This window comes from Hominenteromicrobium sp. (assembly GCF_046974225.1).
Classification (GTDB): Bacteria; Bacillota; Clostridia; order Oscillospirales; family Acutalibacteraceae; genus Hominenteromicrobium; species Hominenteromicrobium mulieris.
The window spans coordinates 29,925-53,664 of the sequence record NZ_JBKWAE010000008.1 but is presented as its reverse complement, the minus strand read 5'-3'; the positions used below and the strand labels follow the sequence as shown (position 1 = coordinate 53,664).

Annotated in this window: 20 protein-coding genes, 1 tRNA gene and 1 pseudogene; 7 read left to right on the top strand and 15 right to left on the bottom strand. The window is 55.1% G+C overall.

What is annotated here, in order from left to right:
- Nucleotides 1-263: 263 nt before the first annotated feature.
- Entirely contained in the window at nt 264-2,060 is a 1,797-nt protein-coding gene (locus tag ACLTX1_RS07690) for an ABC transporter ATP-binding protein (protein ID WP_308449156.1), read from the top strand.
- Between the two features lie 24 nt (nt 2,061-2,084).
- The gene (locus tag ACLTX1_RS07685) at nt 2,085-3,893 is read left to right on the top strand and encodes an ABC transporter ATP-binding protein (RefSeq protein WP_176821006.1); all 1,809 of its coding nucleotides are present in this window, start codon (nt 2,085-2,087) and stop codon (nt 3,891-3,893) included.
- A gap of 85 nt (nt 3,894-3,978) precedes the next feature.
- Here the strand turns inward: ACLTX1_RS07685 and ACLTX1_RS07680 are convergent, their stop codons facing one another.
- The 11 genes from ACLTX1_RS07680 to ACLTX1_RS07630 all read right to left on the bottom strand — a co-directional run bounded on the left by ACLTX1_RS07680 (nt 3,979) and on the right by ACLTX1_RS07630 (nt 13,763).
- Nucleotides 3,979-4,749, bottom strand: a complete 771-nt coding sequence (locus tag ACLTX1_RS07680) for an acetyl-CoA carboxylase carboxyltransferase subunit alpha (RefSeq protein ID WP_176821007.1) — start codon at nt 4,747-4,749, stop codon at nt 3,979-3,981.
- Nucleotides 4,749-5,651 (bottom strand): acetyl-CoA carboxylase, carboxyltransferase subunit beta, encoded by a 903-nt coding sequence (gene accD, locus ACLTX1_RS07675; protein ID WP_373367778.1) that lies wholly within the window; start codon nt 5,649-5,651, stop codon nt 4,749-4,751. The genes ACLTX1_RS07680 and accD overlap by 1 nt, the downstream gene beginning before the upstream one ends.
- A 41-nt stretch (nt 5,652-5,692) precedes the next feature.
- Nucleotides 5,693-7,006: an acetyl/propionyl/methylcrotonyl-CoA carboxylase subunit alpha gene (locus ACLTX1_RS07670; protein WP_176821009.1), complete on the bottom strand. Its 1,314-nt coding sequence runs from the start codon at nt 7,004-7,006 to the stop codon at nt 5,693-5,695.
- Between the two features lie 22 nt (nt 7,007-7,028).
- On the bottom strand, nt 7,029-7,445 hold the full coding sequence (fabZ, locus tag ACLTX1_RS07665) for a 3-hydroxyacyl-ACP dehydratase FabZ (protein WP_176821010.1): 417 nt from the start codon (nt 7,443-7,445) through the stop codon (nt 7,029-7,031).
- A gap of 73 nt (nt 7,446-7,518) precedes the next feature.
- Complete coding sequence (accB, locus tag ACLTX1_RS07660; protein WP_176821011.1) at nt 7,519-7,953, bottom strand: acetyl-CoA carboxylase biotin carboxyl carrier protein; 435 nt, start codon at nt 7,951-7,953, stop codon at nt 7,519-7,521.
- A 79-nt stretch (nt 7,954-8,032) separates the two neighbouring features.
- On the bottom strand, nt 8,033-9,268 hold the full coding sequence (gene fabF / locus ACLTX1_RS07655; protein WP_176821012.1) for a beta-ketoacyl-ACP synthase II: 1,236 nt from the start codon (nt 9,266-9,268) through the stop codon (nt 8,033-8,035).
- A 128-nt stretch (nt 9,269-9,396) separates the two neighbouring features.
- Nucleotides 9,397-10,134, bottom strand: a complete 738-nt coding sequence (fabG, locus tag ACLTX1_RS07650) for a 3-oxoacyl-[acyl-carrier-protein] reductase (RefSeq protein ID WP_412330711.1) — start codon at nt 10,132-10,134, stop codon at nt 9,397-9,399.
- On the bottom strand, nt 10,131-11,063 hold the full coding sequence (gene fabD / locus ACLTX1_RS07645) for an ACP S-malonyltransferase (protein ID WP_308449153.1): 933 nt from the start codon (nt 11,061-11,063) through the stop codon (nt 10,131-10,133). The genes fabG and fabD overlap by 4 nt, the downstream gene beginning before the upstream one ends.
- Nucleotides 11,051-11,995 (bottom strand): enoyl-[acyl-carrier-protein] reductase FabK, encoded by a 945-nt coding sequence (fabK, locus tag ACLTX1_RS07640; protein WP_308449152.1) that lies wholly within the window; start codon nt 11,993-11,995, stop codon nt 11,051-11,053. Before fabK ends, fabD begins: the two co-directional genes overlap by 13 nt.
- Before the next feature lie 76 nt (nt 11,996-12,071).
- Entirely contained in the window at nt 12,072-13,031 is a 960-nt protein-coding gene (locus tag ACLTX1_RS07635; protein ID WP_176821016.1) for a beta-ketoacyl-ACP synthase III, read from the bottom strand.
- Between the two features lie 291 nt (nt 13,032-13,322).
- Nucleotides 13,323-13,763, bottom strand: coding sequence for a MarR family winged helix-turn-helix transcriptional regulator (locus ACLTX1_RS07630; protein ID WP_176821017.1), 441 nt, complete (start codon nt 13,761-13,763; stop codon nt 13,323-13,325).
- A gap of 365 nt (nt 13,764-14,128) precedes the next feature.
- Between ACLTX1_RS07630 and ACLTX1_RS07625 the strand changes: the two genes are divergently transcribed.
- Entirely contained in the window at nt 14,129-15,454 is a 1,326-nt protein-coding gene (locus ACLTX1_RS07625) for a murein hydrolase activator EnvC family protein (RefSeq protein ID WP_308449151.1), read from the top strand.
- Between the two features lie 98 nt (nt 15,455-15,552).
- Nucleotides 15,553-15,764, top strand: a pseudogene (locus tag ACLTX1_RS07620) (radical SAM protein); the annotation flags it as partial.
- 118 nt (nt 15,765-15,882) lie between these two features.
- Here ACLTX1_RS07620 and ACLTX1_RS07615 read toward each other — a convergent pair.
- Nucleotides 15,883-15,958 (bottom strand) — tRNA-Gln (locus tag ACLTX1_RS07615).
- Nucleotides 15,959-16,077: 119 nt separating this feature from the next.
- Nucleotides 16,078-17,562 carry a serine hydrolase gene (locus ACLTX1_RS07610; protein WP_308449934.1) on the bottom strand — a complete coding sequence of 495 codons (1,485 nt, stop codon included), beginning with the start codon at nt 17,560-17,562 and terminating at the stop codon, nt 16,078-16,080.
- Nucleotides 17,563-17,744: 182 nt separating this feature from the next.
- On the opposite strand from ACLTX1_RS07610, the gene ACLTX1_RS07605 reads away from it, so the two are divergent.
- Nucleotides 17,745-18,440: a CPBP family intramembrane glutamic endopeptidase gene (locus ACLTX1_RS07605; protein ID WP_316523312.1), complete on the top strand. Its 696-nt coding sequence runs from the start codon at nt 17,745-17,747 to the stop codon at nt 18,438-18,440.
- A 51-nt stretch (nt 18,441-18,491) separates the two neighbouring features.
- Here ACLTX1_RS07605 and ACLTX1_RS07600 read toward each other — a convergent pair whose 3' ends face one another.
- Nucleotides 18,492-19,667, bottom strand: a complete 1,176-nt coding sequence (locus tag ACLTX1_RS07600; protein ID WP_412330710.1) for an MFS transporter — start codon at nt 19,665-19,667, stop codon at nt 18,492-18,494.
- Nucleotides 19,668-19,796: 129 nt separating this feature from the next.
- Nucleotides 19,797-19,997 (bottom strand): hypothetical protein, encoded by a 201-nt coding sequence (locus ACLTX1_RS07595; protein ID WP_412330709.1) that lies wholly within the window; start codon nt 19,995-19,997, stop codon nt 19,797-19,799.
- Between the two features lie 78 nt (nt 19,998-20,075).
- Here ACLTX1_RS07595 and ACLTX1_RS07590 point away from each other — a divergent pair, with 78 nt between their 5' ends.
- On the top strand, nt 20,076-22,163 hold the full coding sequence (locus tag ACLTX1_RS07590; RefSeq protein WP_412330708.1) for a helix-turn-helix domain-containing protein: 2,088 nt from the start codon (nt 20,076-20,078) through the stop codon (nt 22,161-22,163).
- A 173-nt stretch (nt 22,164-22,336) separates the two neighbouring features.
- Nucleotides 22,337-23,638, top strand: a complete 1,302-nt coding sequence (locus ACLTX1_RS07585) for a DUF1015 domain-containing protein (protein WP_412330707.1) — start codon at nt 22,337-22,339, stop codon at nt 23,636-23,638.
- Nucleotides 23,639-23,740: the final 102 nt, after the last annotated feature.

The following is a 23,740-nucleotide window of genomic DNA, read 5'->3' as shown; positions in this document are numbered from 1 at the left end:
ACCGTAAAAACCTGTGTGTTCATGGCGTTCGGCAGCGGGACACAAAACAAGCGGTTTTTGCGGCATACACGCTGTGAAGGGCTCGAAGCTTTGGCTTCGACCCGTTTTTCTGTGCCGATACTAAACACCCGGCACAGTGTGAGGTGCGCAAAAAGATGTCCATACCGTCGGGAAACCGCGCGGGCAAGAAGCAGCTTGAGGTGTGGCCGACTTCTCCTTTTTTGTTTAGACAAAATGCGCACCGGAAAGGCAACCGGTATATTGTGAAAAAGGAAAAACGCACGACCATTCTGCGGTTTTACTCCTTTACAAAGGGACTGCGCCACAATTTTGTGCTGGCGCTGCTCACCATGGCGATCTCGGTCTTCGCCGGGTACATGACACCGCAGATCATCCGCGTGACGGTAGACTCCGTCATCAACGACTCCCCGTTCAACCTCCCCTCGTTTTTGGCAACACAGATCGAAAACATGGGCGGGCGGGATTTCTTACGTCAAAATCTCATTCTATGCGCCTTGGCGTCGCTTTTGTTCGCGGTGCTCGCGGGCATTTCCACGTACCTTTCGCGCATGAATATGGCAAAGGGCTGCGAGGGCACCGTGACGAAGATCCGCAACACGCTGTTTTCGCACATTCAGCGCCTGCCCTACGCATGGCACAACAAAAACCAGACCGGCGACATCATCCAGAGATGCACGCAGGATGTCGACCTCATTCACAACTTTATCAACGACCAGATGATGGAGCTTGTGCGCGTGGTTTTTCTCATCGTCGTCTCACTCGCCCTGATGTTCTCCATGAACGCAAAGCTCGCGCTTATCGCCTTTATTTTTATCCCGATCGTCGTGGGGTATTCCATGATCTTCTTCGTCATCGTGGGTGACCGCTTCCGCATTGCGGATGAAGCCGAAGGCAAGCTGACCGCCATGGTGCAGGAAAACCTGACCGGCGTGCGCGTGGTGCGCGCGTTCGGCCGCGAGCGTTTTGAAAAAGATAAATTCAATAAGCAGAACGACCTCTTCTCCGACCTTTGGGTACGCCTCGGCCACGTGATGGGCGTCAACTGGGGCATCGGCGACCTGCTTTCCGGCATTCAGGTGTTGACGATCATCGCCGCCGGCATCGTGTTCGTCGTGGACGGCGCCATCACGGAGGGCGAATACCTCGCGTTCGTCGCGTACAATTCCATGCTTGTGTGGCCTACACGCAGCCTCGGTCGTCTTTTGAGCGAGCTTTCAAAAACCGGCATCAGCTCCAAGCGTATTTTTGAAATTCTCGACGCGGAGCCGGAAAAGGATGCGGAAACCCCCGTTACCCCGCCCATGGACCGCGACATTGTGTTTAAGCACGTCAACTTCTCCTACGGCACTTCCGGCGAAGTGCTGCATGACATTGACCTCAAAATTCCCGCAGGCACCACGCTCGGCATTTTGGGCTCCACGGGCAGCGGCAAAAGCACGCTGACCTACCTTTTAGACCGCCTATACGAGCTGCCGGAAGGCTCCGGCGAGATCACCATCGGCGGCGTGGATATCCGCAACATCGCGCTTTCGCACCTGCGCGGCAATATCGGCATTGTTTTGCAGGAACCGTTCCTGTTCTCGAAAAGCTTTAAGGACACCATTTCGGACGGTTCCAATCGCCACGATATTGAAAGCGTGCGCAAGTATGCCCGCCTTGCCGTCATCGACGACACCATCGACCGCTTTGCCGAAGGCTACGATACGCAGATCGGCGAGCGCGGCGTGACGATTTCCGGCGGTCAGAAACAGCGCGTCGCCATCGCCCGTATGCTCATGCAGAACACGCCGATCAAAATTTTCGATGACTCTCTTTCCGCCGTGGATATGGAAACCGATGCGAAGATTCGCGAATCCATCAACAAAAACGTGCGCGGCACAACGATTTTGATCGCCCACCGCATCACGACCATCATGAATGCCGACCAGATCATTGTCATGGATAAGGGTCGCATCGTGCAGCGCGGCACGCACGAAACGCTCTCGAAGGAAGACGGCATCTATAAACGCATTTACGACACACAGCGCTCGGCTACTTAAGCCGCGCACGGGGTATTTACCGATATGAAAATCAAAAACAAATCCTTACAAACGTGGGCAAAGCTGCTTCCGTTCCTTGCCCCGTATAAGTGGCAGATGATTTTAATCATCGCACTGATGATCCTCGGCGCCTGTTTTGACATGGTGCAGCCGCTTTTTTCCGGCTACGCCGTGGATAATTTCATCGAGCCGCGCACGACGGAAGGCCTCATTCCCTTCACGGCCGTTTACCTTTCCATGGTCGTCGTGCAGACCATTACAACCATTTTAATGGCAATCTACGCCTTAAAGGTTGAAATGTACTTAGGCCGCGACTTAAAGCGCAAGCTTTTCGACCATTTGCAGACGCTCGACTTTTCCTACTACAACACAACGCCCGTCGGCACCATTATGGCGCGTTTAATGAGCGATACCGGCAAGATCGGCACGGTTTTGGCATGGAGCCTTGTGGATATTTTCTGGAGTTCCATGTACGTGCTCGGCTGCGTTGTCATCATGCTGTTCGTCAACTGGAAGCTCGCACTCATCCTCATCGCGATTATCCCGATCATCGCCGTCATCACAGTCGTGTTCCAGAAGAAAATTTTGGCAGTGAACCGCCGCGTGCGCGCCATCAATGCCGAGGTCACCCGTCATTATAACGAAGGCATCTCCGGCGCAAAAACATCCAAAACGCTCGTCATCGAAGAAAAGAACGACAAAGCGTTCGAAAAAGTCGCGGAGGACATGCGCTCCACAACGATCCGCGCCGTGCGGTTAAATGCCGTGTATATTCCGATCATCAGCTTTCTGACCGCCATCGGCGTTGCGATGGTCCTGAATCAGGGCGGCAACATGGTGCTGTTCGGTGACATCACCGTCGGCGAAATGACCGTGTTCATCAACTATGCTTTGATTATTGCCGACCCGGTACAGCAGCTTGCGCGCACCATCTCGAATTTTATTTCCACACAGGTCAACATTGAGCGTGTCTCCGCCCTTTTGGAGCGCGAGCCGCTCATCAAAGATACGCCTGAAGTCATTGAAAAATACGGCACCGCATTCGACCCGAAAAGAGAAAACTGGGAGCCGATTCAGGGCCACATCACGTTTGACGACGTGACGTTCCGCTATCCGGACGGAGTAGAAAACGTCTTAGAACATTTTTCGCTCGATATTCCCGCCGGTACCACGGTCGCCATTGTCGGCGAAACGGGCGCGGGCAAAAGCACGCTCGTCAACCTTGCCTGCCGCTTCTTTGAGCCCACTGAGGGCCGCATCCTCATTGACGGCAAAGATTATCGCGAGCGCTCCATGCTGTGGCTGCACTCCAGCATCGGCTACGTGCTGCAAACGCCGCACCTCTTTTCCGGCAGCGTGCGCGATAATATCCGCTACGGCCGCTTAGACGCGACGGACGAGGAGATTGAGGCCGCTGCAAAGCTCGTCAGTGCACATGACGCCATTATGCACATGGAAAACGGCTACGACAGCGACGTCGGCGAGGGCGGCGACCAGCTGTCCACCGGCGAAAAGCAGCTCATCTCGTTTGCAAGAGCCGTGCTGGCCGACCCGCGCATCTTCGTCTTAGACGAAGCCACCGCGTCCATCGATACAAAAACCGAGGAGCTCATTCAGCACGCCATTTCGACGCTGCTTGAAAACCGAACCTCGTTTCTCATTGCGCACCGCCTCTCAACTATCCGCCACGCCGACCTTATTTTGGTTGTCCGCGCAGGCAAGATCATCGAGCAGGGTACGCACGAAGAGCTGCTTCAAAACAAAGGCTACTACGCCGATCTCTACAACAAACAGTTCGAGCAGGAAAACGTGAAGCATGTGTTTGGGGAATAATACGGTGTGTTCCTAAAACCACCGATTTTTCGGAACATGAAAAGACCGGCGAAAACCACAGCGTTTTCGTCGGTCTTTGCTTATCTCAGTACTTTCTAAACCGCTCATACCGCTCTTTTAAAAGCGTCTCGGTGTCTTTTTTGCACAGCTCGTCCGTCTGCACGGCAAGCATCTCTTTCACTCGGCTGAAAAGCTCCGCCTTCGTTTTGCCGGATTCACTGATGACGCGTTCCACAACGCCAAGCTTTTCCATGTCCTGCGCGGTAAGATGCAGGCACTCTGCGGCTTCCTTCGCTTTCTTTGCATCTTTCCAGAGAATGCTCGCGCAGCCCTCCGGGGAAACGACGGAATACACGGCGTTCTCCAAAATCCACACGCGGTCCGCAACCGCCAGCGCAAGTGCGCCGCCGCTGCCGCCTTCACCGACCAAAATCGAGATGACCGGCGTTTTCAGCCCGATCATTTCCACAAGGTTTTCGGCAATGGCCTGTCCCTGCCCGCGCTCCTCTGCGCCGATGCCGCAGAACGCGCCGGAGGTATCCACAAAGCAAATCACCGGGCGATGGAATTTCTCTGCCTGCTTCATCAGGCGCAGCGCCTTCCGGTAGCCCTCCGGGTTCGGCGAACCGAAGTTGCGGTAGACCTTATCCTTTGTGTCTGCGCCCTTTTCGATGGCGATGACCGTCACCGCGCGGCCGCCGAGCGTCGCGATGCCGCCGATGACCGCGGGGTCATCCGCAAAACGGCGGTCGCCGTGCAGCTCAATGAAATCCGGGAAAATATTCTGAATGAAGCTGAGGCCGCTCGGGCGTCCCTTGCCGCGAGCAAGCTGAACCTTTTCGTATGCCGTTGCCATTATGCTTCAGCCTCCTTTGTCTCACCTGCATCCGCCTGCTGTACGCAGGCATCCTGTTTGCCCTCGTTGTGCAGACGCAGGAGCCGCGCGATCACTTCACGCTGCCGACTTCTCGGCGTGATGAGATCAATAAAGCCGTGCTCCAAAAGGAACTCCGCACGCTGGAAGCCCTCCGGCAGCTTTTTGCGGATGGTCTGTTCAATGACACGCGCACCGGCAAAACCGACCATTGCGTCAGGCTCCGCCATGATGACGTCGCCGTCCATGGCAAAGCTCGCCGTCACGCCGCCCGTTGTGGGGTCGGTCAACACAGTGAGATAAAAGAGCCCTGCATCGCTGTGCAGGCGTACCGCGCCGCTCGTTTTCGCCATCTGCATCAAAGACAAAATGCCCTCCTGCATTCTGGCGCCGCCTGCCGCCGTAAAGCCGATAACAGACAAACGGTGCTCTGTGGCATACTCAAACAAACGCGTGATCTTCTCGCCGACAACCGTGCCCATGCTGCCCATCATAAAATGCGGGTCCATGCAGAACACGGCGCAGTCCTCTCCCATTACCTTTGCGGTGCCGCAGACAACGGCTTCCTTTTCTCGGGTCGCAAGGCGCGCGCTTTTCAGTTTATTTTCGTAGTTCGGAAACTCCAGAATGTCATGACTCGTCATGTCGGCATCGAGCTCCGTAAACGTATCGTCGTCCGCCAAAAAGCTGATGCGCTGGCGTGCCGTCATGCGGAAATGGTGGCCGCAGCGGCAGACGTTCAGGTCGTCCCAAAGCTCGGAGACCGGGGTCTGCGTGCCGCACTTCGGGCATGTCATTGTGATCTCGTGCTGCTCCTCCTGCGGGTTTTTCAGTTGTTTTCCGCCCTTTTCCAGCTCATTCTGGGGCGAGCGGAACAGACCCATCAAATTCATAACGGTCTACTCCCTTCGGTAAATGAACTTCCTCAGCCCTCACGGTTTTTGATGAAGTCCGTATAATAATCTCCGCTGTGGAAAACGGGGTCGCGGATAATATCGATCTGATCTTCAATGTTGTTCGGCAAACCGCCGATGACAAGCTCGCACAAGGCGGACTGCATCTTGCGTATCGCTTCTTCTCTTGTCGAAGAAAACACGATCATCTTGCCGAGCATGGAATCGTAAAACGGCGGCACCTCGTAGCCCTGATATAAGAACGTATCAAAGCGCACCCACGGGCCGGACGGAATGTGCAGGAAATTCACTTTGCCCACGCCGCCCGCGTTGATGCGGCACTCGATCGCCGCGCCGCGCACTTTAATGTCCGCCTGCGTGCAGTCAAGCTCTACACCCGCTGCAATGCGGATCTGCCACTTTACAATGTCTTTGCCGGTGACGAGCTCCGAAACCGGATGCTCTACCTGAAGGCGCGTGTTCATTTCCATAAAATAGAAATTCTTGTCGCGGTCCATCAAAAATTCCACCGTACCGGCGTTCACATAGCCCACGGCTTTCGCCGCTTTCGTCGCCGCCTCAAACAGCTCGGCGCGCTTTTCCTTTGTCACACCGGGCGAGGGGGATTCTTCAATCAGCTTCTGGTTATTGCGCTGAATGGAGCATTCGCGCTCGCCAAGGCACACCACATGCCCCTGCTCGTCACAGAGCAGCTGCACTTCTATGTGTTTTGCCGGATAAATGTATTTTTCCATGTACATGCGACCGTCACCGAACGCCTGCTGCGCTTCGCTTGATGCCGTTTTAAACGCCTGTTCCAGCTCGTCCTCGGTCTTTACAAGTCGAATGCCCTTGCCGCCGCCGCCTGCCGATGCTTTTAACATGACGGGGTAGCCGATCTCCTTTGCCGCCTTTTTTGCTTCGTCGACATTTTCCAAAATGCCGCTGCCCGGAATAATCGGCACGCCGGACGCTTTCATCAGTCTGCGTGCGGCGTCCTTATCGCCCATGCGGTCGATGAGTTCGCCGGACGGGCCCACAAACGCGATGCCGTACTTTTTGCACAGCTTCGCAAACGAAGCATTTTCCGCCAAAAAGCCGTAGCCGGGGTGAATGGCCTGCGCTTTCGACGCAATGGCCGCGCTGATGATGCGCTCCTGATTCAAATAGCTGTCCTTCGCCGCCGCCTCGCCGATGCAGATGGCTTCATCGGCCAGCGCCACGTGGATAGACTCCGCGTCCGCCTTGGAATACACCGCCACGGTGCGGATGCCCATTTCCTTGCAGGCACGAATAATGCGCACCGCGATTTCGCCGCGGTTCGCGATAAGCAGTTTCGTAAACATAGCCTGTTCCTTTCCGCCGGGCTTACGCCTTGACGAGCGCAAACGAGAACTCTGCCGAAACGCAGACCTTGCCGTTTACGCGGCCCGTGCCCTTTGCAAAATAGAACATGCCGCGCTGGCGCACGAGCTCGCACTCGGTCTCCAGCGTATCACCGGGCTTCACCATGCCGCGGAACTTCACCTTATCGAGGCTCGTAAACACCGGAGTCATGCCCTCCGATGCACCGTCTGCGAGCAGCACGCAGGCGCTCTGCGCCAGCATTTCGCACTGAATCACGCCCGGCACGATGGGGTTGCCCGGAAAATGGCCCTGCAAAAAGTATTCGTCACCGCGGATGTGGCACTTGCCGAACGCTTTGCCGTCAATGAGCTCCACTTCGTCTACGAGGAGCATCGGCTCGCGGTGCGGCAGAATCTTTTTGATCTCTTCCTTGTTCATCTAACGTATTCCTTTCCACGGAAAAATCCCGGGGACGCGCATTTTTTTGGCGGCGCTCCGGGAGCTTTTCATCTTAAATAATGCGGAACAACGGCTGGTCGTATTCGACGACCTGCCCGTTGCCGACGCAAATCTCGGCAATTTCGCCGTCCATTTCGCTGTTGATCTCGTTCATCAGCTTCATGGCCTCAATGATGCAGAGCGTGTCGCCCTTGTGCACCGTGTCGCCCACGGCGACGAACGGCTTGCTGTCCGGAGACGGCGCGGCGTAAAACACGCCTACGGCAGGGCTTTTTACATAAACGCCCTCTTTCTCCTTCACTTCCGCAATGGGCTCCGTCGTGTGCATCTGCTCCGGCACGGCGGGCTGCACGGCGTTCAGGATCGGCGCCGCCTGCACGACCTGCGCGGCGCGCTCAATGACGATATTTTCGCCGTTTATTTCCAGCTTCGTCAGCTCGTTCTGCTTGACGATCTCCGCCAAAGCCGCAATGTCTTTAATATTCACAAACGTCCCTCCGTTGAATCAAGCGGTATTTATCCGGGTATTCCCGCAGATGCCCTGCGGTGTCGTACCCCATATTTTACTACAAAACCTTGCGAATTGCAATACAAGCGTTGTGGCCGCCAAAGCCGAGGGAAACGGACAGGGCGAGGTCAAGGTCAACCTTTCTCGCTTCGTTCGGGCAGACGTCAAGGTCGCAGTCCGGGTCCGGCTCTTTGTAGTTGATGGTCGGCGGAACGATGCCCTCTTTCACCGCCAGCGCGGAAGCAATGGCCTCCACCGCGCCGGCCGCGCCCAACATGTGGCCCGTCATGGACTTTGTAGAACTGATGACAACGTCATATGCGTGCTCGCCGAACGCCTTTTTAATGGCCAGCGTCTCACTGCGCTCGTTGAGCGGCGTGCTGGTGCCGTGCGCGTTGATGTAAATTTTCTCGTTTGCAAGGTCCGCGCCCGCTTCTTCGTATGCCATGCGGATGGCTCTTGCGCCGCCGTTGCCCTCCGGATCCGGGGCAGTCATGTGGTGCGCGTCGTCCGTAGCGCCGTAACCCACGATCTCCGCGTACATTCTCGCGCCGCGCGCCTTTGCGTGCTCATATTCTTCAAGAATGAGCGCCGCGCCGCCCTCGCCCATGACAAAGCCGCTTCTGCGCTTATCAAACGGGCAGCAAGCGTCTTCCGGGTCGGGGCAGGTGGTCAGCGCCGTCATATTGCCAAAGCCCGCCACGCCCACAGGGACGATGGCTGCTTCCGCGCCGCCGGCGATGATGGCATCGAGATAGCCATGCTTAATGGCGCGGTACGCTTCACCGATCTCGTTGTTGCTCGTCGCGCACGCCGTGGTGATCGGCAGGCAGGAGCCCTGCGCGTTGAACTTAATGGCGATGTTGCCGCCCGCGATATTCGCAATGAGCATCGGGATAAAGTACGCGGAAACACGGCGCGGGCCCTTTTCGTTCAGCGCCGTCACCTGATTGGAGAACGTCTGGATGCCGCCGATACCGGAACCGAAATACACGCCGAAGCGCTCCGGGTCGATCTTTCCCATGATCTCGCTGTCATTCACCGCCTGCGTTGCCGCCGCGATGGCAAACTGAGAGAACGGGTCGTTCTTGCGCACTTCGCCCTTATCCATGTACAGCAGCGGGTCAAAATCCTTGACCTCCGCCGCCACATGCGCTTTAAAGTCCGTGGAGTCAAACTTCGTGATTTTCGTGATGCCGCACTTGCCGGCTTTCAGGTTTTCCCAGAACGTATCCACATCGTTGCCGATCGGGGTAACTGCGCCGAGACCCGTGATAACTACTCTTCTTTCCATATTTTTCAGGCTTCCGAAACGGAAGCACTCCTTTCTCTTGAAAGTTTTGAACCGATTTATCTTTTTACGTTGAAAACTTAATCAATAAGAACTTTTTCAAGCCCGTAAAATCTCAAAATTCACAGGTTTTAAATAGCCAAACCGCCGTCTACCTTCAGCACTTCGCCCGTAATGTACGCCGCGCTGTCGGAAGCCAAAAACGCCACTGCCGCCGCAATATCCTCCGGCTTGCCCATTCTGCCCAGCGGGATGCTGTTTAAAAGCGGATTGTTGTCGCCGAGATTTTCTGTCATGTCCGTCTGGATAAAGCCCGGCGCCACTGCGTTGCAGGTGATGCCGCGGGAAGCGAGTTCGCGCGCCACGGATTTCGTCAAACCGATGACGCCCGCCTTTGAAGCGGAATAATTCGCCTGCCCTGCGTTGCCCATAATGCCGGAAACAGAGGAAATGTTGATGATTCTGCCGCTTTTCTTGCGGATGAAGCCGGAATAGCACGCGCGAATCATGTTGAACGCGCCCTTCAAATTCGTGTCGAGCACCGCATCAAAATCCTCGTCCTTCATGCGCAGCATCAGGCCGTCGCGTGTGATGCCCGCGTTGTTGACGAGAATATCAATCTTGCCGAGGTCGTTCGTCACCGCTTTCACGGTTTCGTTCACCGCGGCGGAATCCGCCACGTTGCACTGGTATGCTTTTGCGTTTACGCCAAGCGCCGTGATCTCGTTCACAACAGCTTCGGCCTTATCGGCGCTGCCTGCGTAGATGACCGCCACATTCGCGCCGTCTTCGGCAAGGCGCAGCGCAATGGCGCGGCCGATGCCTCTGGATGCGCCCGTAACGAGCGCCGTTTTGCCGTTTAAGCTCATGCGTTTTCTCCTTCTGCACGGATCGCCTGCACCGCTGCCGAAAGCGTCTCCGCGTCTTCCACGTTATATACCTTCACCGCGCGGCTCGTCTTTTTGATGAGGCCGCACAGCGTTTTGCCTGCGCCCACTTCAACAAACGTATCCACGCCCGCCTCAATCATTTTTTCAACGGTCTGCTGCCAGCGCACCGGGTGTGCCACCTGCTGTGTCAGCAGTTCTTTTGCCGTTTCTTTCGTGTACGGCTCCGCCGTGTAGTTCGCGTAGACCGGCACGGTCGGCTCCTTCACGTCCATCGTCTCCAAAACGTCGTGCAGACGCGCAGAAGCGCTCTCCATAAACGGAGAATGGAAGCCGCCGCTCACATTCAGCGGTACGGCTCTGCCTCCGTTTGCGGCAACGTCGGAAAGGAAATCCGGCAAAGTCGTTTTGAGACCCGCCACGACGAGCTGGCCCGGGCAGTTGTAGTTCACTGGGAACACGCTCTGGTGCATGCGGCACAGCTCCTCAACCTTTTCGTTCGGCAGCTTCAAAACCGCCGCCATGGCGCTGTCTGCCTGCTCGGCCGCCGCCTGCATCGCTTCGCCGCGCTTTGTGACGAGCGAGAAGCCCTCTTCCGTTGTAAAGATGCCCGCAAACGTCACTGCCGCCACTTCGCCGAGCGAGAAACCCGCCGTCACATCGGGCGTGATGCCCGCTTCACGCAGCGCTTCCGCCGCCGCAAGATCAACGCAGAACAGGCACGGCTGCGTGTTTTTCGTGATGCTGATCTCCTCCAAGGTGCCGGAGAAGCACTGGTTCTTCGTGCCGGGGCGGATACTCTCCGCCGTGTCAAACACGTTCTTTGCCGCCGCGCTGTGCTCGTAAAGGGACTTGCCCATGCCGCTGTACTGTGCGCCCTGACCGGAGAAAACAAAGGCTACTTTACCCATTTGGTCGCCCCCTTCAGCACATCTTCCGCCTGCGTGAAGATCTCTTCGATGATCTCCTTTGCGGTCTGCTCTTTGTTCACCATGCCGGCAATCTGGCCCGCAAGGAAGCAGCCGGTCTTTTCGTCGCCCTCCACGGCCGCGCGGTACAGAGAGCCTCTGCCGTACGCTTCAAGCTCCTCGTCGGAAATATCGCTGTACTCGAGCTTAAAATATTCTTTCGTGTACGGGTTCTTGATGCTGCGCACCGGGTGACCGAGACGCTTGCCGGTAGACATCGTCGCAATATCATTGGCCTTTAAGACCTTGTTTTTGTAGTTCTGGTGCACACCGCACTCCTTTGCAACCAGGAAGCGCGTGCCGAGCTGCACGCCCACAGCGCCCAGCATGAATGCTGCCGCCACGCCGCGGCCGTCGCCGATGCCGCCCGCCGCGATGACCGGAATCGTCACTGCGCTCGTCACCTGCGGTACAAGCGCCATGGTGGTCGTTTCGCCGATATGGCCGCCGCTTTCGCCGCCCTCCGCAATGACCGCACAGGCGCCCACGCGCTGCATCAGGCGTGCCATGCTGACGGATGCCACGACCGGGATAACCTTAATGCCGGCCGCAAGCCAGTCTTTCATATATTTGGAGGGGTTACCCGCGCCGGTCGTTACGACCGCCACTTTTTCCTCCGCGACCACCTTTGCCACCTCGTCCGCGAACGGGCTCATCAGCATGATGTTCACACCAAAGGGCTTATCGGTCAGTTCTCTTGCAATTTTAATCTGCTCGCGCAGGTACTCTGCGTTTGCGTTCATAGCGGAAATAATGCCAAGGCCGCCCGCTTCGGAAACGGCGCCTGCTAATTTGCCGTCCGAGATCCAAGCCATGCCGCCCTGAAAGATCGGGTAGCGAATGCCAAGCATGTCACAAATCGGTGTTGAGATCATAATGTTTTCCCCTTTCCGGCTTTTGCCTGTTGAAAACGTTTCGGTTTTTCTTTATTTTTGACTGTATGTCGTGTTTTTACCAGCGGATGATCATGGCGCCTGCAGAAAGACCGCCGCCGAATGCCGCCAGAATGATGAGGTCGCCCTCGTGAATCTTGCCCGCGCGGTTCATCTCATCCAAGAGGATCGGCACACTCGCGGAAGACGTGTTGCCGTAGCGGTCGATGTTGATACAGAACTTCTCCGGCGCAATGTCGGGGATTCTGCGTCGCGCTTCGTTGATAATGCGGTAATTTGCCTGATGCGGAATGACAAGCGCCACGTCTTCGCCCGCAACGCCCGCCGAAGCCATCAAATCCTTGATGTTGTCGGACATCGCCATCACGGCGAATTTGTACGTCTCGCGGCCGTTCATGTGTACGGACGTAATCTCGCTGATCTCGTTTTTGTACCACGGGGAACGGTCATAGCGCGTCGGGATTGTGATTACGTCGTCGCCGCCCTTTGTCATCAGGTGAGAGGCCACAAGACCGTCACCCTTGCCGAGCACCGCCGCGCCCGCGCCGTCGCCGAAAATGCAGCACGTGCCGCGGTCTGTCCAGTCGATGATACCGCTCATGCGCTCTGCGCTGACGACAAGCACGCGGTTATACGCGCCGCGGGAAAGGAAGCCCGCCGCCGTTTCCAACGCAAAGAGGAAGCCGCTGCAGGCCGCCGCAAGGTCAAACGCCGGGCAGTGCGCGCCGATGCGGTTCTGCACCATGCAGCCCGTGCCCGGAGAAAGCGTGTCGCCCGTGATGGTCGTCGCAATGATGAGGTCGAGCTCATCGGCAGAGATGCCCGCGTTTTCCAGTGCGCGCTCGGCCGCTTTCACCGCCATATCCACATTCGTTTCCGTTTCACTGATGTGGCGGGAGCGCACGCCGATGCGCTGTGTGATCCATTCATCGTTGGTGTCTACAAGCGCAGAGAGGTCGTCGTTCGTCACAACGTGCTCCGGCGCGTAGCTGCCTGTACCTAAAATTTTAAAGCTCATAGTTTTCTTTCCTTTCCGGCCGAAAAAATTTCGGCAGCGCCGTAAAGGCAATATAATAACCTTATTAAAGTGAATGTTTGTTAAAAGTCTTTAGTCAAGTTTTCTTCAGAAAACTTGCGGGTTCTTAGGGCAGCGCCCTAAGTCGTCATTCGCAAATGGCGAAATCTTTTTGCCTCCCAAAAATCAGGACGGGAACCTCAACAGTCCAGTGGACTGTTGAGGTGTGGGAGACCCAATTAAGGGGTCTCCCAATGATTTGCCGCGCAAATCATCGAAATAAACTTAAAGAAATCACAATTTCGTCTGAAAATAAGAATTGATGCGCGTCATGGTGCGCAGAAGCTCCTCGCGCTCCTCTTCCGAAAGATCCTCGCAGATTTCCGCAATGATGCGCCGGTGGCAGCGGCGGTGGAACGCCTCCACTTTTTTACCCTCGGGCGTTAGCATTACCTGCACCGCGCGGCCGTCGCCGGGCAGACGCTGCTTTTCGCAGTAGCCCTTCTGCACCAGCTTGTTCACCGCCACCGTAACGGAGGGCTTTGTCACCTTGAGTTGTTGGGCGATCTCGCTGACCGTCATGCCGGTTTTGCCTTTGGCAATGAGCTCGATCATGTGCATCTCGTTGATGGAGATGTTCAGCCGTTGTTTTTTCAGTTCGTTCTGCTCCAAGATCTGCACATTGCGATAGATCTCCACCAGAAGCTCGTTTGCTTTCGCAGAAAAGCCGGACATGCTGCACACTCCTTTCGCCCATTTGTGCCGTTTTTCGATAAATTTAGTTAAACAAACTAACGAACAACCGCTGATATTGTACTCGTTTCGCGGCAAAATGTCAAGTAAAACGCTTTCGCGCATCCTCTTTTTCCTTTGAAGTGCCCTTCTTTTCCCCGTAAAGTTATCTCGAAGCTGATACCGACTTGGGCTCTCTTGTAAGAATTCTGAAATAAATCTGTTCTTTTTCCGTAGTAATTTGCATTTTAATTCTTTTAAGGAATTAAAAATCGAAAGTTATCATGTAGAATAGTCCCGTATATAAAAGGGGGATTCGTATGCCCTTTTATGAAATCGAAATTTATTGCTGAAAGGAAGTTTTTCCGTTGAAGCTGTTTTCTAAAAACATGAAGCGCATCACTGCAGCCGTGCTTTCCGCCCTGCTGCTCTGTGCCGCACCGCTCAGCTACGCCGACGATACCGTAGCCGATATGGAAGCCAAGCAGACCGAGCTCGCCAACAAAAAGGCCGACCTCGAAAACAAAATCTCCTCTCTGGAGTCTCAGGAGGCCGATAAGACCGAATACCTTACCCTACTCTCCGAAAAGATTGATACCATCAAGGAGCAGATCGATACCGCAAACAGTGACATCACCGTGCTGAACACCAGCATTAAAAAGCTCGAAAAAGAGCTCAGCGATTCCGCAGATCAGATCTCCGATACCATGGAGCTTCTGAAAAAGCGTCTCGCCGTGCTGTACTCCGCCGGCTGCACCGTCGGCACACTGGAGATTCTCTTCAATTCCGAAAGCCTGCATGATTTCTCCATGCGCGCAGAGGCCGTCTCCACCATCACCCGCCACGATAAGCAGCTCATCGATACGGTTGCAGCGTACATGAACGAGACAAAGGCACAGCGCGAAGAGCTTGAAAAGGAAAAGACCGCGCTTGCCGATGCCAAAAAGCTGTATGAATCAAGCGAAGAAGAATTAAAGCAGCTCGAAAGCGACAACACCGCCCTGCTCGAGCAGATCCGCTCCGATAAGAGCAGTGCCGAGACCGAGCTTTCCCGTACCGAGGAAGAAGAATACGTGCTCGCAAACATGATGTCGGCAAAGATCGCCGAAATGCAGCAGCAGATGGCACAGGCAAAAGCCACGCCCACCCCGACCCCGGTACCGACCGTAGAGCCCACACCTACGCCGACCCCGGTGCCTGAAGAAGAAGTGGACGATAACGGCAACGTTATGCCTACCCCGACACCGACCCCGGTGCCGACCGTAAAGCCGACCCCCACCCCGACCCCGGTGCCGCAGCCGTCTTATGACGATGACTATTCCGGTGAAAGCTTTGCATGGCCTGTTCCGGGCTGGACCGGCGTCAGCTGTGCATTCGGCAACGGCCACTACGGCATGGATATCCCCGCAAGCCGCGGCACGCCGATCGTGGCATCCCGCTCCGGTAGGGTCATGACCGCAAACGGCTCCGATGATTGGGGCTATTCCTGGGGCTACTACGTCTCCATTTACCACGACAGCACCTATTCCACCCTGTACGCACACATGAGCTCCGTCGCTGTCAGCGAGGGCCAGTGGGTCAACAAGGGCGATGTCATCGGCTATGTCGGCGATACCGGCTATTCCTTCGGTGACCACTGCCACTTTGAGGTCTACCAAAACGGCACTCGTGTAGACCCGTCCCAGTTCGTATAATTCTCATCAACAAATCAAGCGCCGAGCTTTCATGGAAGCCCGGCGCTTTTGTTTTCTCTATAATTTCTGCCATCACGCAGGGCAAAGAGCTCGGCGTATACCTGTATATCTACACCGGCGGCGACGCCGCTCGTGCGTGTTCATCCACTATTCCGATTCCAACATCCGCGAAAAAACACTGCTCGAAGTCCTGCAGTCGCCGCTCTTCATGGCGTACCACGATGGCCAGCCGTTCAACGAGAACCACCTGCGCCCGTGCCCCATGCTGGAAAACCCGGAGCTGCTGCGCGAGATGATTGCGAAGGTCGGCGGTTTTCCTTTTTATAAACATTCTAAGACACTTCACCGCATAAAGGGCAGTTTCACAAATCCCCAGGGGATTTATCTTGTTGAAAAAAGGACTTTGCAAAACGCAAAGTCCTTTTTTCTGGCTGGGCTGGCGGGATTCGAACCCACGAGGTGACGGAGTCAAAGTCCGTTGCCTTACCGCTTGGCGACAGCCCAATATTCGATACCCCAAGAGTATAACATATTTCAGGCCGTTAGTCAAACGTTTTAAGCAAAGAAAAGCCGCGCGCAAACAGGTTTTCCTTCTGCGCACGGCTCCATATCCTTCTTTGAAATTATTCCGCTTTCAGCGTGTAGCGCTTGTACGGGCGGTCTGCAATGCCACCGGAGATTGACATCGTAGATTCCGTCTCCAGCGTGAGCGCGTCACCCTCAAATGTGAAAATCATTCGTCTGCCGCCTGCGGATTCCGCACAGCAAACTTCGAGCTCAAAGCGCTTGTCACTGCGCCAGCGACCCACAGCGCCGTAGGTACGGCCGCCGAGCGTAAAGCTCGTGAAGTGGCTCTGAAGGCCGATCTCCGCCGTAAATTCGCCGTTATCCTGCTCGAAAACGAGATTTGCTTTTTCGGGCGCAAATTCAAAGCGCAGCGTCTTTGTCACACCGCCCTGCGGGGCCACGATCCACACGCCGCCGATGAAATCGACAAGCCCCGGAACTTCCTCCGTAAACGCGAATTTCTTACCCTCAATCTCTTTTTCGGACCACGGGTTGCGGGAAGACAGCATCGGCGTGATCTCCGCTTTTTCCAAACGCTTCTTCAAAACGTGCGCCATGGGGCTTTCCGGCAGCGTCTCCTCGTCCGTGATGGCCGGCAGCAACGCTTCCCACGCGCAGGTCAGCTGCTCCTGCTGGTTGGAGGAAGAACTCTGCAAAATGAGCACGGTGTCTTTGTCCTCAAACACCACGCCGTACTGGCCGAACGCACCGTCCGCGCGGAACACATGCTCCGGCACGCAGCGCCAGAACTGGAAGCCGTAACCACAGCGCCAGTCGGGATTATCCGCATTATTCGCCGGACTGATCGTTGAGACCTGATTTGCGCTCGCCATGTCGAACCATTCGGCGTTCAAAAGCTGCTTGCCCTCCCACTTGCCGTGCCGGGAAACAAACAAAATAAAGCGCGCCATGTCTTCGGTCTTCAGACGGCTGCCCGCGCCGCCCATTTCGATGCCGTCCGGCAGACGGAAGCACTCAATATTCTCAATGCCGAGCGGCTCAAAAAGGCGCGGCGTAAGGTACTCGAACAGATCCTCACCCGTGCGGCGCTTCAGCGCGGCGCACAGCATGTTCGTGCCGGCGGTGTTGTACATAAAGCACGTGCCGGGCTTATATTTAAACTCGTGCGAAAGGAAATTCTTAATCCAATCCGGCTCGTTCACGTCGAACGTATTGATCTCCGTCTCGTGGCCGCAGGACATCGTGAGCAGATCGCGCACCGTGCAGGCAAGCAGATTTTCGCTCGGATTTTCCGGCATCTTGTCCGGGAACAGCTCGCTCAAGCGATCGTCAAGAGACAGCGCACCCTCCTGGCACGCAAAGCCGATGGCCGTGGAGGTCAGCGCCTTTGTAAAGGAGAACATCATGTGCGGCGACGCCGGGTTATACGGCTTCCACCAGCCCTCTGCGCACACCTTGCCGTGGCGCAGCAGCATCATGCTGTGCAGCTCAAGTCCTCTGCTTTCTGCAAGATCGATAAATTTCAATATGCCTTCGGAATGAATACCCACGCTTTCCGGCGTGACTCTTTCCAATATCATAAATATAACCACCTTCCTTTTGATACTTTAATCATAGCACAGCCGCCCGCCCGTTTCCAGTAAAAAGAAAATTCCCCCCGTAAAATTCACTGTCAGAAATTTAGTGAACTTGTCACGTTCTGAAAGCCGTGCTATAATTTACCCGAAAAAGGCGGCTGCTCGGGCCGCGAAAGGAGAAAACTATGCTTTTAGATAAAGCGTCTTCAAAAGGCAAATTTGCGCTGAAAATTCTTGCCGTGTTTTTGATTTGTGCCGCGGATATGCTTTTCGCCGCATGGGTCATATACGCCGAAAAACAAAAAGGCACGCTGCTCTCCGTGCGGGCGGCTTCCTCGCACCTGCCGCAGCTCTTTGCGCAAAATCTGCTCACGTCCGCCGTGCCCGCTTTTCTTGTTTTCCTCGCGCTCGTTTTCTGCAAAAAGCGCTTTGTGCAGGCGATGCAGCTGACCGTCCCCAAAGGCAAAACAAGAAAAATCGCTGTTTTGTTGCTGTTTCTCCTGCTTATCGTCACGGCCGCAGCGCTGATCGTAAAGCCGGATAAAATCACCGTGCTGTACAGCCTATTCTACTACACCGTTTTCATCGCGTTTTGTGAGGAATTCGTCGTGCGCGGCGTATGCGTGGGGCTTTTGCGGGACGAGCCCGCCGCCGTTCGCTACCTCGTGCCAAACATTCTCTTTGCCGCCATGCACGTGTTCGCCTATGCGGATTTCGGAGCGATCACCGCGTCTTACCTTGTGCGTTTTGTATGCTCACAAATGGCGGGGCTTGTCGCCATGGGCTGCCTTTTCCAATACCTCAAAGAAAAATCCGGCTCCCTGTGGATCCCCGTCCTCGTGCACGCCGTTTTAGATTACACAGCCGTGTTCGGCTTCTAAAAATTCCCCGCAGCTTCACGTCGGAAATTTCGCGAAGCTGCGGGGAAATTTTTACGAAAACACCTTTTCCGTGTTCTGCACGCGCAGGAACAGCGTTAGGATCATGCCGAGCATCATCAGGCCCGCCATGGCAAAATATAAGATGCGGATACTCGTGTTTTCCACCAGAATGCCGCCGAGGTTCTGCATTAAAATGGCACTCATCGCGTCCGTAGCGCTAATAACGCCCAGCGCCGTGGAAACGGAACGCACCTGCACAACGCCGCGCACGATCTTCAATAAGATCATCCCGAACAGCGTAGAACCGATAGCACGCAAAGCCAGCATGGTCACAACCGCAACAAACGCGTTCGGCGCCGTGGCGTACAGCAAAAACTGCGCCACCATAATAGCAAACGCCAAAAGCATCAGCGTGCGCCCTGAAAAGCGATCCATAAATTTGTACGAAAACAAAATGACAGGCAGCTCAACAATCGTACTGAAAAACAGCACTGTGCCCACCGCACCCGTCGGCATGCCGAGCTCCTGCAATAAAATGGGGCTGTATGTCATGTTGAGATTTGAGCAGCCCGAAAAAACGAACCCGATGATGACGAACAAAATGTACATCGGCGCACAGAGAAATGAAAACTGCTTGCCCGCCGCAGCCTTTGCCGCTTCCGTATCCGTAAACGAAATGTCGTCCGTGCCGAGGAAACCCACAATGGCCAGCACCGCCGAAACGGAGACCGAAACAAAAATCAGCTGCGGGCTCGTAAATTCCATCATGGCGCAGGCCACCTGTACGGCCGCCGCATAACCGAACGTGCCCCAAATACGAATGGTACCGTAGCGGTACTTCGTCGAGGTTGCCATACGCTCGCTCACCGGCGAAAGCGATGAGATAAACCCCATGATGCAGCCGTTTAAAAGGAACAGCAGCATCGTTTCGCGCACCAGCGCAAACAGAATGCCGAACACCGCCACGCACGCCATCATCACCGTACAGATAAGCCGCGGCTTTCGCAGCTTATCATTGATATACCCCACGATCGGGATCAGCACCACGCCGAACAAGCTCGAAGCCGACATAATGAAGGACATCTCCGCTTTCGATTTGCCGATGCCCGTCAGATACATAGACAGCACCGAGGTAAACACGCCCAAGCTCCAGTAAAAGAAGAAATAGGTCAGGGCATACGCCGGGTAACTGCCACGAAACGTTCGCTTGCTTTTTTTCCATCTCAATCCAACCGCCTTCCCAAAATTTAGGGCGCACGCCGCACACAATGTGCAGTCCTTCCCCTCAAGGCTTATTTACGTCCATCATACCAAATCCCCCGTTGCGTTTCAAGCTTTTTGCGCGCGGAAAAGCTTTTATTTTTGCAAAGCGGTAAAGAGGTCCCGGGCGAAAAAACGAAGCAGAATACGGTGCAGCCCTTTGAAAACAAGTGCAAAATAAGCAACCGCGTTCTGCCTTAACTGCGAGGCGATGTTCGGAAGCACTCCCGTTTTTTCTTTTCCGTCGTGACAGAAGAAGCGTTTCATAAAAGTGTCAGAGAAATTTTTTCGCCCCATGTTACTCAACTGTCGGTCGGTTGCTTGTGCGGGTGGACTATGGTATGCTAAAGAAAAGTCCTAAGGGGAGGAAAATTTATGAATTTATCAAAAATAGGACAGTTTATCAGCCGGCGCAGGATGGCCATGGGGCTTACGCAGGCTCAACTGGCCGAACGACTGAATGTAACCGATAAAGCGGTCTCTAAGTGGGAACGTGGCAAAAGCCTGCCCGACGTGACGCTTTTCAGCCGTGTGGCTGCGGAGCTGCGCGTCAGCGTTGTGGAGCTTCTCAGCGGCGAACTCATGAACGTGGTTCGCAGCAGCAATCTGGACGAGGCCGTCGATTGGGATGGAAAAGCAGCTCAGGCCACACCTCTCACCTTACGCCGGGACGATCCTGCGGATTTACTGGTTTCGCCCTACTTGTTCGGCTGCAATCTGGAGCACACGCGCTCCTGTATCTATACCGGCCTATCCGCCCAGATGGTTCGCAATCGGAAGTTCGCCGGGAAGCCCACGGCTTGCGAGGGCTGCGCCATAGAATGGTTTCCCTTGGGGGAACGTGGCGTGTTTGCCTTGGATGAACCCTACACCCGCCACGGAGAAGGCTACCACATGAAACGGACCCTCGAATGTAATTCCGTCGGTATCTTCAACCCCTACTGCGGGGAAGCTGTCGGCATGGGTCAGCATGGCATCACAATATCCCAAGGGCAACCGTATCTGTTCGGAATGGTGGTTAAAACCCAAGAATCGGTGAAGTTTACGGTTTCATTGACAGATCGAACCGGAAAGAACGTCTACTGCTGTGCCACATCTGTAGGTGGCGGCGACGATTGGACCCGTTTAGAGGTGGAGCTCACCCCGCAGGCCGCTAATTCTGATGCCGACCTGCGAATCTGCTGGGAGAATGCGGGTTATGTCTGCGTAGGAGCCGTTTCTTTGCTGCCCAAGGATCACTTCCACGGAATGCGCCGCGACGTGGTGGAAGCCATGAAGGATTTGGGCATCAAGGTGCTGCGCTGGCCGGGCGGCAATTTTGCCGGGGAATTCAACTGGATGGACGGCCTTTTGCCGGCGGATATGCGTGCGCCGTTCCAGTCTTATTTGGGCCTGGAGACCCAACCTCACACCATGGGCTACGATTTCAGCGAGATGAATACCGATGACTTTATCGCCCTGTGTCGAGAAATCGGTGCCGAGCCGTTTATCACCATCAACCCCTGTTGGAACACCCCCGATGAGAACGCCGCTTGGGTGGAATACTGCAACGGCGATGTCTCAACCCCCTACGGAAAACTCCGAGCCAATCGGGGTCACCAAGAGCCTTACAATGTGCAGTTTTGGTCATTGGGTAACGAATTCGGCTATGGTCACATGGAGGGCGACAACACTCCTGCCGGGTACTGCCAGATCGCACTGGAGAATGGCAAAAAAATGCTGGAGGCCTCACCCGGTCTCAGCCTGTGCTCCTCGGGACCCTATCCTAACAAGGAATGGGCAGAATTTTCAGCCAAGCCGCTTGCCGGGATTTCTCAGATGATTTCCCAGCACTATTATGGCTACGACCCCCATTACACCGACCTTTCCACCGTAGAGGAGGAATATAACCGGTGCATGGCTTCTGTCTCCCGGATGCGGGAGCTGATTCACCAGTCCCGGCAGTGGCTGGAGCCTTCTATACGCATTTCCATGGACGAGTGGAATGTGTGGTATGCCTGGTACCGTCCTTCCAGTGTTACCGACGGTATTTATGCGGCGCTGGTTCTGCACATGTTGATGGAAGAGGCGGAAAAAAGCGGGATAGCCCTTGCGTGTCACTTTCAGGCAATCAACGAGGGAATGCTGTGTGTGAAACCGGATCACGTGAGCTTGACAGCGCAAGGACAAGTGTTCTCCTGGATGAATCGCTGGCACATGGGTAATCGTCTGTGCTCCGCGTCTCAAGAAGCCGTTATTACCGTGGATCGAGAGGGTCGGGTGTCCGCCACGGTGGTGAACGCCGCATTTCACCGCAAAAAGCCGGTGGACTTCTCTTCCTTTGGACCTTGCAGCGAGGCGGTGCTCTTCTCCAGTGACACCGTGTTGCCTCCCTCCTCATTTACCCAGTCAAACGTTCTGGACCAAGCCGCGGGTGGAACCTTGCAAATGCCGCCGCACAGCGTTTTGTTCTTGCGCTTTTAAGAAGCAGGTTTTGATTCGAACGGTCGGGGAAATACGGACAAAACAGCCGGGCTGTGAAGTGTTTTCGGACTTGAACTGCGGCGAGGATGTTTCATGTTGTATCGCTTTTTTCTTGACGCAAGAGTGCTTTGCCGTTATAATGAGAAAAAGTGAAATCTAAAGGGGGCACCACGATGGCAGACATTCGGGCATTTCATGCCATGCGGTACACAAAATCGGCGGGAGAAGCGAAAGAACTGACCTGTCCGCCGTATGACATCATCAGTGAAGCGGAGCGCGCGGCGTTTTTGGAAAGAAACCCGCACAACGTCATACGCCTGGAGCTGCCGCGCGGCGAAGAACCGTATAAGACCGCCGGCAAGACGTTGCACACGTGGCTTTCCGACGGCACTTTGCGCTGTGACAAGGACGCAGGTCTTTATATCTACGAGGAAGAATTCAAAACCGACGTAGACCATGGCGAGGTGCGCAGCCTAAAGGGCATCGTGTGCCTTGTGCGCGTGGAGGATTTTTCCGCGGGCGTTGTGCTGCCGCACGAGGAGACGCTCTCTAAGGCGAAAAAGGACCGTTTTGAGCTGATGAAGGCGACGAACTGCAACTTCAGTTCGATTTACTCTTTGTATCAGGACGAAAAGGGCGAGACGCAAAAGCGCATCGACCGCCTTTCCGCCGGCACGCCGTACTGCGAATTTTCAGACGGACTTGTCACACACCGCCTGTGGATTGTGAATGACAAACAGGCGCTTGAAGCGTTCCGCGCCGATTTTGCGCCGCGCAAATTGTACATTGCGGACGGGCATCACCGCTATGAAACCGCAATTCATTACCGCGATTACTGCCGTGAAAACGCCGTTTGGGCGCCGGGCAGCGAATTCGTCATGATGACGCTCGTCGATATGGCACACCCGGGGCTTGTGGTGTTCCCAACGCACCGCCTTGTGCGCGGCATTGAGGGCTTTTCCGCCGAAAAGGTACTTGAAAGCTGCGGGGAATACTTTCAAATCGAGACGCTTGCGGACAAAAGCGAGATTGCGCCGCGCATGAAAAATGCGTATGATGCCGGGCAAAAGGCGTTCGCATTCGTGTATAAAAACGGGGACAGAATGAACTACGCGCTGCTGATTTTGAAAGACGCGGCGGTTATGGAAGAATTTATGCCCGAAAAGAGCGAGGCCTCGCGCGGGCTGGACGTCAGCGTTTTGCATACGCTCATTTTGGAGCGCGCCCTCGGGATTGATCGCGAAAATATGGCGAGTCAGAAAAACTTGACGTATACGCGCGATTTGAACGAAGCGCTTTCCACGGTTGAAAGCGACGAGATGCAGTGTGCATTTATTTTGAACCCCACGCGCGTGGAGGAGATCGGCGCGGTAGCGGCTGCGGGCGAAAAGATGCCGCAGAAGTCCACGTATTTTTACCCGAAGCTTATCACAGGGCTTGTAATGAACAATTTGGAAACGCCTGTGGAAGATTAAAATTTATTTTTAATAAGTCAAGCGCCGTGCTTTTACTCCAGCATGACGCTTGATTTTTTATATCAATATCGGAGACAATCCTTTTCAAACCATGCCGCTTTT